Below are 13,305 nucleotides of genomic sequence, written 5' to 3'. Positions count from 1 at the left end.
TCACCTCGGTGGTGTTGAATCGAGCGTCTTTCCGCAATAGCGGAAATGCTCGATGGTTTTAGGATCGTCGCTGGACGACCAATCGAAAGCAGCGTCCGACTGGGCATGCGCCAGTACGGGTGCCATCAGCAGCACAGCAAAACGCCACTTCATTGCCGGATGAATTCCATTTCGACCAGGATGGTTACGTCGTCCGCTTCCAGGGGTACCCATTGACCCACTCCAAATTGAGAACGCTTGAAGGATGCTTCACCGGAGAATCCGATACGTGACTGGGCAAAACCTCGGTACACCGCCTGCAACACCACGGGCTTCTTCACGCCATGGAATTCAAGGATGCCCTGCACGGAAGCATGGTCGCCGACGATCTTCACCGAATCAGCCGTGAAGTGGATAGCGGGATAAACAGGGGCTTCGAAGTACTTGTCCGCGATGCGCTTGTCGAAGGCCGCGTCGCCCGTGTCCACGGACGCCGGGTTGATGGTGAAGTCCAGGTGCGTGGCCGTGGCGGTGGATGGATCGAAGTTGAAGCTGCCGGCGATCTCGTTGAAACGCAGCGTATAGCGCGATAGATCCATATGCGCGAGCTTGGCGATCACCGAGGCATGGTGTGGATCAAGCTTGTATGTGCCGGCGAGGGCGGCCGATGGGTCTTTCGTCAGGTGCAGCTGCTGGTACTGGGCGACGGCGCTGGCGTCTTCGGCCTTGGGCGGGTCCGCCGCTGCTGACGCCGTGGCCGACAGTGCAAGGAATGCGATCACGGCAGGCATGGTTTTGATTGGCAGAATCATGTCGTTGCTCCAAGGAAGTTCGCCGCCAGTTCGCCAACGACCACGTTTGGCGACATGGGTGCAGCAGACCATTCGCGCCTATGGCGTGCATCACTCTTTGGGGGTAAGTCGCCCTGTCTCAGACGGATCTACCCCTTTCGGGGGAATTGCGAAGCCCTGGGAAAGCCTAGGCTACATACGCTGTGCTAACTCCCCAAGGTGCGCATTGAAATGAACCCGTTCCCCTCGCAAAAGCCCCTCGATATCGACATCTCCCGGCGCAACGTGTTGGGTGCATCTTTGCTGGCGGCCGCTACCGCCGCGATGGTTGCGCCACTCGCGCAGGCCAGTGCCACCGGGAATGCCAGCACCGCGAACGCGGCAGGCGGCAAGGACCGGGAAGCGCGCTTCCACAAGGTGAGCGTGGATGGCTTTGAGGTGTTCTACCGTGAAGCCGGCCCAACCGACGCACCGGTGCTCCTGCTGCTGCACGGGTTCCCTACCGCCAGCCATATGTTCCGCGACCTGATCCCGCACCTGGCGGGAAAATACCGCTTGATCGCACCGGACCTCCCGGGCTTTGGGCAAACTTTCACGCCAAAGGGAACATTCGACTACACCTTCGACAACCTAACCACGGTGATCGACGGCTTCACCCAGGCGCTGAAGCTGAAACGCTACGCGTTGTACATCTTCGACTACGGCGCGCCCGTGGGCCTGCGCCTGGCGCTCGCCCACCCCGAACGCGTCACCGCGATCATCACCCAGAATGGCAACGCGTACATGGAAGGGTTCAGTGATGCCTGGGGCACGCTCCAGGCTTACTGGGCCGAACCGACCTTGCCCCACAGGGAAGCGTGCCGCGACCTCATCAGCCGCGACACGATCGAGAATTTCCAATACTTCCAAGGCGCACCGCGGGATCGCGTGTCACCGGACGGGTATGAACTGGACATCGCCTATCTGGCCCGTAAAGGAGCGGACGAGATCCAGCTCGACCTGATCTACGACTACCGGAACAACATCAAGGCCTATCCCGCGTTCCACGAATATTTCCGCAGCCACCGGCCGCCGATCCTGGCCGTTTGGGGCAAGAACGATCCAGCCTTCATTCCCGCTGGTGCATTGGCGTACAAGAAAGATAGCCCGACCGCCGAAGTTCACCTGCTTGATGCGGGGCATTTTGCGCTCGAGACTCACGCGGCGGAGATTGGTGCGCTTATGGTGGATTTCCTGTCCCGGGTGCTGAAGTAGGTCCCGAGTCGTGCTTCAACGATGGTTCGCGTGCGTATTCAGGGGGCGACTGGTTCCACCTGGCTAGGCTCAGTCTTCGAGCTCGGGCACGCGCAGGGTGCACAGGCCTGCCATGAGCAGGCTGGCGCCGCCCAGGCCCAGTGCCCAGATTGGCTGGTTGTGAAAGCACAGTCGCAGCAGTAGACCGAGTACGCTGGCGGCGAGCAATTGCGGGATCACAATGAAGAAATTGAAGATGCCCATGTAGACGCCCATTTTTGCCGTGGGCAGGCTGTCCGAAAGCAGCGCATAAGGCAATGACAGAATCGACGCCCAGGCAAAGCCGACGCCAACCATCGAGGCGAGCAGCCAGTGCGGATCGCGGATGTACAGGAACGACAGCAGGCCGGCCCCACCAAGGCACAGGTTCATTACGTGGCTAATACGCAGGCCCCACCTGCGCACCATCTGCGGGATAACCACTGCGGCCAGCGCACCAAACCCGTTGTACGCAGCGAACAGCACTCCGACCCAGTTGGCGCCGTCGTTATAGGCGGACGAGCCGGTATCGGTGGTGGCGTAAATCGTCTGCGTCACTCCTGCGGTGGTGTAGATCCACATCGCGAACAGCGCGAACCAGGAGAACAACTGCACCCCGACCAGTCGCCGCATCGAGATGGGCATGCCATAGAAATCACCCATCACTTCGCGCAACATCCCGTGGCTACGGGTGTGGCTGAGCCATGTGAGCAGCAGGCCGAACGCGATCAGGCCGCTGGCCAGCAGGTAAACCTCTTTCTCCAGCGAGAAATACCTGATCGCGAACAACACTGCCATACCGACCAGCAGCAGTAGCAGGCCGGGTCGCCACGCGCGCGACACCTCCACCGCCCGTCCATCCGCCACGTTGTCGGCAAACGACTGCAGCTGCGCAGGTGCGTATTCACGCGTGGTGACGATGGTCCAAAGCACCGCACCCAGTAGTACTGCGCCACCGCCATAGAACGCGTACTTCACCGTATCGGGGATACCTCCACCCGTCGCTACGTTGGTAACGCCGAGCTGAGCCAGGACCCACGGCAGCATCGAGGCGATCACAGCGCCGGCGCCGATGAAGAAACTCTGCATCGCATAACCGGCGGGTCGTTGTTGCGTAGGCAGTTGATCGCCGACCAGGGCGCGGAATGGCTCCATCGACACGTTGATCGACGCGTCCAGAATCCAAAGCAGGCCGGCGGCCACCCACAATGCCGGCGCGTTCGGCATCCACAGGAGCGCCAGCGAGGCGAACACCGCTCCGAACAGAAAGTACGGCCGGCGCCGACCCAGGCGATTCCAGGTGCGGTCGGAGTAGTGGCCGACGATCGGTTGCACGATCAGCCCTGTCAGCGGCGCGGCAATCCATAGGGCAGGGATGTCGTTTACATCCGCGCCCAGCGTCTGGAAGATCCGGCTGACGTTGGCGTTCTGCAGTGCAAAGCCGAAATGGAGGCCCAGAAAGCCGAAGCACATGTTCCAGATCTGCCAGAACGACAGCGTGGACTTCTGTGTCATCGGTTCCTGCCCTTCCCATAGGTTAGTCATGCCGTTATGTCATGGCGTGGCGCATCCCGCATGCTGCGACCGCAGCATCGACGCATCTTGTTGCCAGGGACGGCCTTGCATGGTATCCAGATGCGCAGTAAAGCAGCCAGCGCCTGCCTAGGAGAATTCATGCGGGTACGCCTCGAAGATGTGGCGCGCGCAGCGGGTGTATCGCCCAAGACGGTGTCGCGGGTGCTCAATGACGAGGCCAACGTAACCGACGCCACGCGCGAGCGCGTGCGCGCTGCCATGGAGGCGATGGACTATCGTCCGCATCCGTCGGCGCGCAGCCTGGCGGGTAATCGCTCGTTCCTGGTAGCCATGTTGTACGACAACAACGACAACCCGGCCTCGACCTATCTGGCCGAGATCCAGGATGGTGTGCTTGAGGCCTGCGATGCGCATCGCTATAGCATGATGGTGCGCCCTCTGCGCATGCGGGACGGTGATTTCATCCGTCGCTTCGATGCGCTGATTTCCGACCACCACCCCGACGGCGTTGTGCTGACGCCCCCCATCACCGACCATGCGCCACTGCTCAAGCGCCTGCGTGAGCGCAACGTACCCTATGCCAGCGTGTCGCCGCTGCGGCACGGCAAGACCATAGGCGTGGCGATGGACGAACAGCTGGCTGCGCGGGCGATCGTGGAACACTTGCTGGAGCTGGGCCACCGGCGGATCGCCCATGTGATCGGCATCGCCGACCATGGTGCCAGCCGCTGGCGACTGGCTGGCTATCGCGAGGCGATGGCCGCTGCGGGTCTATCCGAGGAACCGGCCCTGGTAGTGCAGGGCGCTTTCACTTTCGGCTCCGGCGTGGAGGCGGCGCGGCAGCTGTTTTCACTGGCCAAGCGGCCGACGGCGGTGTTCGCTGCCAACGACGATATGGCCACCGGCGTCATGTGGGCAGCGGGAGAGTACGGCTTGAAGGTGCCGCACGACCTGTCGGTCTGCGGCTTCGACGATACCCCGCTGTCGCGACAGCTGTGGCCAGCACTCACCACCGTCCAGCAACCCAGCCGCGAGATGGGCAAGATCGCAGCCGAGCAGTTGCTAAGCGTCTTGCGCGGTAACCCCGGCCGGCTGGTGCAGGTGCCTTTCTCCCTGCAGATCCGCGGCTCCACTGCCATCGCTCCCTGAGGTCGTTTCCCTCGACTGAACGGCCCGAAATTATGTTGCAATGCAAATTGACAGCGCTGTCATTCCTGCCAACATGCGCCCAGACGCGTGCCGACGGTACGCCACCCCGGGGGCTTTACCGTGCCATTGCAGCAGCCGTTGAGTCCGTTCCTGCGAAGCGTTTCCAAGGTCCTGCCAATGGCTGGCGCGCTGCTGATGACCGTTCCCTCGATGGCCGGCGATGCGACCATCGTCCACCCCGAACAGTGGCCCAAAGGCGGCTCGCCGCTGCCGATTGACCCAGTGATCGAGTCCCGGATCCGGGCTTTGCTGGCGAAGATGTCGGTGGAAGACAAGATTGGCCAGATGATCCAGGCTGACATCAAGTCCGTAACTCCGGACGACGTGCGCGAGTACCGCCTGGGCTCGATCCTGGCCGGCGGCAATTCCAAGCCGCCCGGGCAGCCATACCCTGATGCGTCGCAGTGGCAGGCGCTGTCCGACGCGTTTTACCGCGCGTCGATGGATACCTCCGATGGAAGGTTGGCGATCCCGGTGTTGTTTGGCATCGACGCGGTGCATGGCCATAACAATCTCGTCGGCAGCACGCTATTTCCGCAGAACTCCGCGCTGGGCGCTACGCGCGATCCGCAACTGATCCACGATATCGGCCAGGTCACTGCGCGGGAGCTACGTGCCAGCGGCATCAGCTGGACTTTCGCGCCCACGCTCACCGTGCCGCAAGATGTGCGCTGGGGCCGTTCCTACGAAGGTTATTCGCAGAATCCTGCGCTGGTTGCGCAATACGCAGCCGCCGTGATCGGCGGGCTGGAAGGCAAGCCGGGTACCCCGCAGTTCCTGGACGCCGAACATGTGATCGCTACCGCCAAGCATTTCGTCGGCGACGGCGGCACCCGCGACGGCAAGGACCAGGGCGATGCCCAGATCAGCGAGGCGGTGTTGCGCGACGTTCACGCAGCCGGCTATCCGCCAGCGATCAAGGCCGGCGTGCAGGTGGTGATGGTCTCGTTCTCCAGTTGGAACGGGGTGAAGATGGCCGGCAACAAGGCGCTGATCACCGACGTACTGAAGGGGCGCATGGGCTTCGACGGGATCGTGCTGGGCGACTGGAACGCGCACGGCCAAGTGCCTGGCTGCACCACCGAGGATTGCCCGGCGGCATACAACGCCGGTCTGGACATGCTCGAAGCGCCCGATTCCTGGAAAGGCCTGTACAAGAACACCCTGGCCCAGGTGAAGGCTGGGGTGATCCCGATGAGCCGCGTCGATGATGCGGTGACTCGCATCCTGCGGGTGAAGATGCGCCTGGGCATGTTCGAGGCCGGGCTGCCATCGGCCAACCCGTTGGCGGCCCGGGCGGCACAGGTGATCGGAAGTCCCGAGCATCGTGCGCTGGCGCGTCGGGCGGTACGTGAGTCGCTGGTGCTGCTGAAGAACAACCAGGGCGTGCTGCCGATCGATCCGCGCAAACATATTCTGGTGGCCGGTAATGGCGCCGACAACATCTCCAAGCAGAACGGCGGCTGGACGCTGACCTGGCAGGGCACGGGTCTGACCAATGCAAATTTCCCCGGGGCCACCTCCATTTGGGCCGGTCTCCAGGCACAGGTGAAGGCGGCTGGTGGCAGCGCCGAGCTGTCGGTGGAGGGCGACTACAAAAAGAAACCCGATGTCGCCATCGTGGTGTTCGGCGAAGATCCCTACGCCGAATTCCAGGGTGACCTTCCGAACCTGGCATACCGTCCGGGCAACGATCACGATCTTGACCTGATTCGGCGGCTACGCGGGCAGAGCGTGCCCGTGATAGCGGTGTTCCTGACCGGACGGCCGCTGTGGATGAATCGCGAGATCAACGCCGCTGACGCCTTCGTGGTGGCGTGGCTCCCGGGTAGCGAAGGGGAGGGTATCGCCGATATCCTGCTGCGTACCCCTGACGGCCGTATAGCGCACGACTTTCACGGCAAGCTGGCATATGCATGGCCGCTCAGCGCAGCCCAAATACCGGTCGCCGCAATTGCACGCGGGGAGCATCCGCAGTTTCCCTACGGCTTCGGCCTGACCTATGCCGATGGTGGCCGTACCGGTCCTTTGTCTGAGGATGCGGGGGTCGCACTAAGCTCGGCGCAATCCGGCGTCTACTTCACCCATGGCAAGCCGGCGCAGGGTTTCGTCATGCGCTTGACCGGCGCCAACGGCGCAGTGATGAATGTCGAAGCCATGCCAGCCGGCACGCCGGACGGTAGCATGCGCATCAGCGCGCTCGACTACAAGGCACAAGAGGACGCGCGCAGCTTAAGCTGGTCCGGGACAGGCGCCGCAGGTATGGAGCTGGTGGCACCAGCGCCGCTCGATGTGGAGCGCGAAACCAACGGCGACGTATTGCTGGTGACTACGTTGAGGGTCGATGCCGTATCGCAAGGGAGTACTGCGATGATCGGTGTCGGCTGCGGTGCCAGTTGTGGGGGTCAGGTGCCCGTGGGGCGAGATCTCGCCGCATTGCCTCAGGGCCAGTGGGTGCGCCTGGGCATTCCGCTGAAATGTTTCCGCGATGCCGGCGCCAGCATGAGCAAGCTGGACCGGCCCTTCGAATGGTCCAGTCATTCCAGCGAGCGGATCGCGATCGCTGACGTCTCATTGGGCACGGTAGCGGACCGGACGCTGGGCTGCCCAGCTCACGGGGACAAGCCATGAATATTGCTGCCATGCGGCAAGCATTCGTCGAAAAGGCACTTTATTATCCAGGAGTGACAGCGCTGTCATTCCGGAGTCAATGGCGTGCTTGTGGAGAGTTGGGAAACCTTTGTCATGGCCGCTTGTGCGGCGGACAACATTGATCCGAACGATTTAGAGGGGAGAGCCAGATGAATCTGCATCACAAGTTGTTGTATGTCGCCATATCACTCGTGCTTGCTCCTGGTGTGCTGCTTGCAGCGGATCAGGACGCGGCATCGCAAAACCAGTCACCTCAGAATCCGGCAGGCGCTGACAAGAAAGTAAAGAACCTGGATGCCGTCACGGTTACCGCGACCAAGCGCGAGACGCCGATCCAGAAAACGCCGGTGGCGGTTACAGCGATCACGGCGGACACGCTCGACAAGGAGCGCGTGATGACCGTACAGGACCTGACCAAACTGGTACCAGGCCTGCAAGGTACGTCCGAGGGCGACCATGGCGTGGTAACGCTTACCATGCGCGGTATCGGCAACGACAGCGCCAAGACCGAGTACGCCGATCCGGAAGTCGCCACCTTTGTGGATGGCGTGTACGCAGCTCGCGCCGAGGCTGCCGCGGGTCTGTTGCTGGACATGGACAGTGTCGAAACGCTACGCGGTCCACAGGGCACGCTTTGGGGCCGCAACTCCACCGCGGGCGCCATCAGCTTCCAGACGGCCAAGCCGGAAATCGGCGCGGGCTTCTACGGCAATGCGCAGGTTGAAGCGGGCAACTACAACCAGACCGGCGCGCGCGCCGCGTTCAACCTGCCCATCAGCGACACCTTCGCCATGCGCGTGGCAGTGGTGCACCAGCAGCACGACGGCTACGTCGATTACCAGAATCCGTCGAGCGAACTGCCCACCGTGGCGCAGCAGCAGCAGGCGTATCTCGCCTCCGGCGGCACGCCGGCCAACTTCAAGCCGATCGATCCCAGCCAGTACGTGCAGGGCGGCGACAAGTACAACTCGCAGGATCAGTCCGCCGCGCGCGTCAGTGCGTTGTGGCAGCCCAGCGATTCGTTCAAGTGGAACTTGTCGTACGAGTACTTCACCGATCGCGGCACGCCCAACCTCAGCCTGATGCAGACGCCGCGCCAGGGGCAGGATTTCTGGTCCGCGCTGATCGACACCGCGCCGTACCTTGACCGTACGTCCAAGACGGTGCGCAGCCGCATGGACTGGGACATCAACGACGGCGTGCAGCTGAGCTACATCGCCGGCTACAACCGTTACTCCGGCAAGAGCGACTTCGACCAGGATGTGGGCGTGAGCGTGCCCACCAGCTTCACCACCAATGGCGTCTATCAGGACGACCGCACCAACTATTCCAACTACGAAAGCTGGAGCCAGGAGGTGAACCTGAAGTCCACCGGCCCGCAGACCGTGGACTGGATCGTCGGTGCGTACTACGCCTACGAAGACAACAACATCCGTTTCGACATCCCCATCATGAACGGTACCCGCTACGGCACCGTGAGCTGGCAGGGTTCCTTCATCCAGCCGAAGGAAACGGTGGAATCGTACGCGTTGTTCGGTCAGGCCACCTGGCATCTGAGCGACCACTGGCGCCTCACCGGTGGCGCGCGCTGGTCGCATGACGACAAGGAGAACAAGGGCGGCATCAACTGGGGTTGGGCCTACGACCCGACCGTGCCGCAGGTGCCGATCTCTCCGGGCGTGTATCCGGATCCGTCGAACGGCTTTTCCATCTCGCAGCGGAACACCGCCAAGTACAGCAAGGGCAAGCCGACCTGGCTGCTGCGCCTGGACACCGACGTTGGCGATAACGGCATGGTCTACGCCAGCGTGTCCACCGGCTACAAGTCGGGCGGCACGCAGGACGCGGGCACGCTGTACAAGCCCGAGACGCTGACCAACTATGAAATTGGCAGCAAGTTCAGCTTCCTCGATGGCCACATGACGTGGAACTCGGCCATCTATTACGAAGACTTCAAGAACTTCCAGCTCTCAGCGCCCATCGTCTATCCGGACGGCAACCACGGTCTGGGGTTCTCCAATGTGGACGGCAGCACCAAGGTATTCGGCATCGAGTCGGAGTTGGCGTATCAGCAGAAGGATGATCGCTTCAACCTGATCTTCTCGGCCATTCCGAAGAAGGAGCTCGGCAAGCTGATCTACGCCGGTTCCAACGACTACCAGGGCCTGCCGGCATGCCCGCCGCAGTCGAACCTCGCCAGCTGCATGGACGTCACCGGCAACGATCTTCCGCATGCGCCGAACGTGTCGCTCACCGCCATCTACGAGCACGACTTCCACCTTCCCAACGGCGGACGCCTCACGCCACGCGTCAGCGCCCAATACCAGAGCACGCAATGGTTGAGCTACTTCAACTTAGGTTCGGGCGACCAGCAGAAGTCATACACGCGCGGCGACGTGTCACTGCGCTACTCCGAGCCGGGCGACAAGTGGTGGGTCAACGCGTACGTGCAGAACGTGTCCGATGACAAGATCCGCACCAGCGCCGGCCGTTTCTCGATGGCCGACGGCTCGCTGCAGTACGTGTCGCAGTACCTCGCACCGCGTACCTATGGCGTCCAGCTCGGCGTGTGGTTCTGACGTGATGCACGGCGGCGGGGACACACCATGGCGCGCCTGAAGAAAGTGTTGATCGTGGGCGGCGGCACCGCCGGTTGGTTGGCGGCGTGCTATCTGGCCAAAGCGGTCAACGCGGTCGATCCCCGGAGTGTGCAGGTGCACCTGGTGGAATCGCCGGACATCGGCCTGCTTGGCGTGGGCGAAGCCACGTTTCCCTCCATTCGGGGCACGTTGTCGGCCATTGGCCTCGACGAGCGCCGCTTTCTGGTCGGCGCTACCGCGACGTACAAACAGGGCATCCACTATCGCCATTGGGTAAGGCCGCCAGGAACCCCCGGAGCGGATCACTTCTTTCATCCATTCAACGTACCCAGCCAGCGTCCGGGTGGCCCCGAGTTGTTGCCGTACTGGCTGCTCGGTGCCGCACCGGAGGGCATGCCGTTCGCCGACGCCGTGTCGATGCAGAGCACGTTGGTCGATCACTCGCGCGCGCCCAAGCGCGCAAGGGATGCGGATTATCAGGGGCCGATGAATCACGCCTTCCACTTCGATGCCGCCTGCTTCGCACGCCTGCTGGCCGATCACGGCCAGCAGGCGCTTGGTGTGGTTCGGCATGTGGCGACGGTGGAGCGCACGGAGCTGGACGAACGCGGCGCCATCGCGCGCGTGGTGACGAAGGAGGCGGGCGAGCTCACTGCCGATCTCTACGTAGACTGCACCGGACTGCGCGGCATGCTGATCGGCAACGTGATGAAGTCGCCGTTCCGAAGCCGTGCGGACGTACTGTTCGCCGATCGCGCGGTGGCCATGCAGGTGCCGTACGAAACCCCCGATGCACCGATCCCCTCGTACACCATCTCCACCGCCCAGGAAGCCGGCTGGATCTGGGACATCGGTTTGCAAAAGCGGCGCGGCGTCGGCTACGTGTATTCATCGCGGCACACCACCGACGATCGTGCCGAAGAAGTCTTCCGGCGCTATCTGGGCGGTGCCGGCGAGGGCCTGAAGGCCATGCACATCAAGTTCGAGACGGGATACCGCCCCGAGCACTGGCGCAAGAACTGCGTAGCGGTGGGCCTGGCCGGCGGCTTCGTCGAGCCACTGGAATCCACCGGCATCGCGCTGATCGAGCTGGCGACCTACCTGCTCACGCACCTGTTGCCAAGCGACACCGACAACATGGAAAGTACCGCGCATCATTTCAATGAAATGATGGTTGCACGCTACGACCGCATCATCGACTTCATCAAGATGCACTACTGCCTGAGCCAGCGCCGTGACTCGCCGTTCTGGATCGACAACGCCGACATTGGCACCATCCCGCAAACCCTGCAGGAAAAGCTCGCGAAGTGGAAGCAGCGCCCACCGCATCGATTGGATTTCGTTGGCGACCTGGAAATGTTCATGACTGCCAGCTGGCAGTACATCCTGTACGGGATGGAGTTCCAGACGGACCTCGATGCCATGCGCAGCGCCTATCCACACATGGAATCGGCGCGCCAGGAATTCGCAATGATCCAGCAGGTAGCCGCTCGTGCACTCAACGACCTGCCAGATCATCGTGCGCTGGTCGAACAACTGTGCCGCTGAATCAGAAGTTCTCGCGCACCATTTCCAACACATCTGCGCCACGGCCATGCAGGATGGCGCGGGTTGAGTACAGGGCCATGCCGATGACCGGTTTGGCCTCGATAAATGGAGGCTTCAATAGCTCAAGCGGACTAACCAGCACGTTGAGGAGGGCGGGGCCCGGCTGCGCCAACCAGTCTTGCACGGCCGCGTCCAGCTCGGACGCCTTGCGGACGGTTTTCCCCCATAGGCCGATGGCCTCTGCCACTTTGCCGAAATCGGGGTTCTTCAAATGCGTGAAGGTGTCGAGCATTCCTTCCGATTTCTGTTCGATTTCCACGAACCCCAGCTTACTGTTGTCGTACACGACGATCTTGACCGCGATGTCTTCCTGGATCGTGGTAAGCAGTTCGCCAAAGAGCATGGAGAGACCGCCATCGCCACACAACGCGATGACCTGACGCTCGGGAGCAGCCTTCTTTAGTCCCAGTGCGCTCGGAAGGCCGGCAGCCATCGTTCCATGAAGAAGACTTCCGTAGATGCGCCGCTTGCCAAGGGTGTCAACAAAACGGTGTGCCCAGGCAACGGGGGTCCCGTCATCGGCGGATATCAAGGCATCCGCATCGGCGTACCGGCTGATGACTGAAGTGAGGTAGGAGCCGGGGATGGTGTCATCGTGCCCGGGAACCAGATGCTTCTTCCACTCATCCATCGCTTTGCGAAAGCGCTCGATAGAGTCCTCCTGGAACGAGGCATCCTTTTTCTCTTCCAGATGTGGAAGGAGCGCCTGCAGGGTCGGCTTGATGTCGCCCACGGCACCCAGCGTGATGTGATGACGCCTGCCCAGATGCGTCGGGTCGATGTCGATCTGGACGATCTTGGCCTTATCGGGATAGAACTGCCGCCAGGCGAAGTCGGCGCCAAGCAACAGGAGTGTGTCGCATTCCAGGAGGGTCTTGTAGCCAGCCTCGCTGCCGAGAATGCCAGTCATGCCAACGTTGTAGGGGTTGTCGTGCTCGAGGAAGCTTTTGCCGCGCGAGGTGTGCGCCATGGGAGCCTTCAGGCGTTCGGCGACCGCTTTGATCTCCTCAAGCGCAAATTCGCATCCCGAGCCAGCATATATGGCGATCCGGCTTCCCGCATTGAGGATCTGTGCGATGCCTTCGATCTCGTCATCGTTCGGGCGAATCATTGGGCTACTGCGGTGGACGCGATAGGGGAAGTCTTCATGGACCTCCGCGTGGGAGATGTCGACAGGAACGATCAGCACTGCCACGCCTCGTTTGGCGATGGCCGCCTGGCAGGCCATGACGGCCTTCTTCCGCGCTTGCTCCGGCGTCATGATCATGTCGCAGAATACCGAGCACTCCTTGAAGACGGTCTTGAAGTCGACTTCCTGGATGAATTCGAATCCCATTTCACTCATGAGAATCTGGCTTGCGATAACCACCACCGGCGATCGGTTTCGATGGGCTTCATACAGACCGTTGATGAAATGCAGGCTTCCCGGGCCGCAGCTTCCCGCGCATGCCGTGAGGTTGTTCGTATGGAGTGCCTCGGCGCCCGCAGCGAAGGCGCCGGCCTCTTCGTGCCGGACATGGACCCATTCAATGGGACTGCTATCAAGATTCTCAGCGATGAGATTGAGGGTGTCGCCCACGATGCCATAACAGCGCTTCACACCCGCCTGTTCGAGCACATCAACGATGATCTCAGCAACTTTCTTGCCCATGTGATTT

9 protein-coding genes are annotated in these 13,305 nt (G+C 62.0%); 5 read left to right on the top strand and 4 right to left on the bottom strand.

Annotation, left to right across the window (positions count from 1 at the left end; translation table 11 throughout):
• Together NDK18_RS00460 and NDK18_RS00455 are read right to left on the bottom strand one after the other, a co-directional pair.
• Complete coding sequence (locus NDK18_RS00460; RefSeq protein ID WP_250623029.1) at nt 1–153, bottom strand: hypothetical protein; 153 nt, start codon at nt 151–153, stop codon at nt 1–3.
• A complete protein-coding gene (locus NDK18_RS00455) occupies nt 150–791 on the bottom strand; it encodes a YceI family protein (RefSeq protein ID WP_250626756.1) in 642 nt (213 codons plus the stop codon). Before NDK18_RS00455 ends, NDK18_RS00460 begins: the two co-directional genes overlap by 4 nt.
• A gap of 210 nt (nt 792–1,001) precedes the next feature.
• On the opposite strand from NDK18_RS00455, the gene NDK18_RS00450 reads away from it, so the two are divergent.
• Nucleotides 1,002–2,024, top strand: coding sequence for an alpha/beta fold hydrolase (locus NDK18_RS00450; RefSeq protein WP_250626755.1), 1,023 nt, complete (start codon nt 1,002–1,004; stop codon nt 2,022–2,024).
• A gap of 69 nt (nt 2,025–2,093) precedes the next feature.
• Here the strand turns inward: NDK18_RS00450 and NDK18_RS00445 are convergent, their stop codons facing one another.
• On the bottom strand, nt 2,094–3,557 hold the full coding sequence (locus tag NDK18_RS00445; protein WP_250627635.1) for an MFS transporter: 1,464 nt from the start codon (nt 3,555–3,557) through the stop codon (nt 2,094–2,096).
• A gap of 159 nt (nt 3,558–3,716) precedes the next feature.
• Here NDK18_RS00445 and NDK18_RS00440 point away from each other — a divergent pair, with 159 nt between their 5' ends.
• From NDK18_RS00440 to NDK18_RS00425, 4 genes are all read left to right on the top strand, one after another.
• Nucleotides 3,717–4,727, top strand: a complete 1,011-nt coding sequence (locus tag NDK18_RS00440) for a LacI family DNA-binding transcriptional regulator (RefSeq protein WP_250626754.1) — start codon at nt 3,717–3,719, stop codon at nt 4,725–4,727.
• A gap of 177 nt (nt 4,728–4,904) precedes the next feature.
• Entirely contained in the window at nt 4,905–7,418 is a 2,514-nt protein-coding gene (locus NDK18_RS00435) for a glycoside hydrolase family 3 protein (protein ID WP_250626753.1), read from the top strand.
• Nucleotides 7,419–7,588: 170 nt separating this feature from the next.
• Nucleotides 7,589–10,018 carry a TonB-dependent receptor gene (locus tag NDK18_RS00430; RefSeq protein WP_250626752.1) on the top strand — a complete coding sequence of 810 codons (2,430 nt, stop codon included), beginning with the start codon at nt 7,589–7,591 and terminating at the stop codon, nt 10,016–10,018.
• Between the two features lie 27 nt (nt 10,019–10,045).
• Nucleotides 10,046–11,587 (top strand): tryptophan halogenase family protein, encoded by a 1,542-nt coding sequence (locus tag NDK18_RS00425; RefSeq protein WP_250626751.1) that lies wholly within the window; start codon nt 10,046–10,048, stop codon nt 11,585–11,587.
• A gap of 1 nt (nt 11,588) precedes the next feature.
• Here NDK18_RS00425 and NDK18_RS00420 read toward each other — a convergent pair whose 3' ends face one another.
• Nucleotides 11,589–13,298: a thiamine pyrophosphate-dependent enzyme gene (locus NDK18_RS00420; RefSeq protein ID WP_250626750.1), complete on the bottom strand. Its 1,710-nt coding sequence runs from the start codon at nt 13,296–13,298 to the stop codon at nt 11,589–11,591.
• Nucleotides 13,299–13,305 lie beyond the last annotated feature (7 nt).

It is taken from the genome of Pinirhizobacter soli (genome assembly GCF_015905305.1).
In the GTDB taxonomy this organism is placed as follows: domain Bacteria; phylum Pseudomonadota; class Gammaproteobacteria; order Xanthomonadales; family Rhodanobacteraceae; genus Pinirhizobacter; species Pinirhizobacter soli.
Note: the sequence above shows the minus strand (reverse complement) of the source record. Positions and strands in the feature narration are given on the sequence as shown.

Bases quoted from the DNA above. Each gene is read 5' to 3' on its own strand.
- NDK18_RS00455 (WP_250626756.1), bottom strand. From the start codon at position 791: ATGATTCTGCCAATCAAAACCATGCCTGCCGTGATCGCATTCCTTGCA.
- NDK18_RS00435 (WP_250626753.1), top strand. From the start codon at position 4,905: ATGGCTGGCGCGCTGCTGATGACCGTTCCCTCGATGGCCGGCGATGCG.
- NDK18_RS00440 (WP_250626754.1), top strand. From the start codon at position 3,717: ATGCGGGTACGCCTCGAAGATGTGGCGCGCGCAGCGGGTGTATCGCCC.
- NDK18_RS00450 (WP_250626755.1), top strand. From the start codon at position 1,002: ATGAACCCGTTCCCCTCGCAAAAGCCCCTCGATATCGACATCTCCCGG.
- NDK18_RS00420 (WP_250626750.1), bottom strand. From the start codon at position 13,298: ATGGGCAAGAAAGTTGCTGAGATCATCGTTGATGTGCTCGAACAGGCG.
- NDK18_RS00430 (WP_250626752.1), top strand. From the start codon at position 7,589: ATGAATCTGCATCACAAGTTGTTGTATGTCGCCATATCACTCGTGCTT.
- NDK18_RS00445 (WP_250627635.1), bottom strand. From the start codon at position 3,557: ATGACACAGAAGTCCACGCTGTCGTTCTGGCAGATCTGGAACATGTGC.
- NDK18_RS00425 (WP_250626751.1), top strand. From the start codon at position 10,046: ATGGCGCGCCTGAAGAAAGTGTTGATCGTGGGCGGCGGCACCGCCGGT.
- NDK18_RS00460 (WP_250623029.1), bottom strand. From the start codon at position 153: ATGAAGTGGCGTTTTGCTGTGCTGCTGATGGCACCCGTACTGGCGCAT.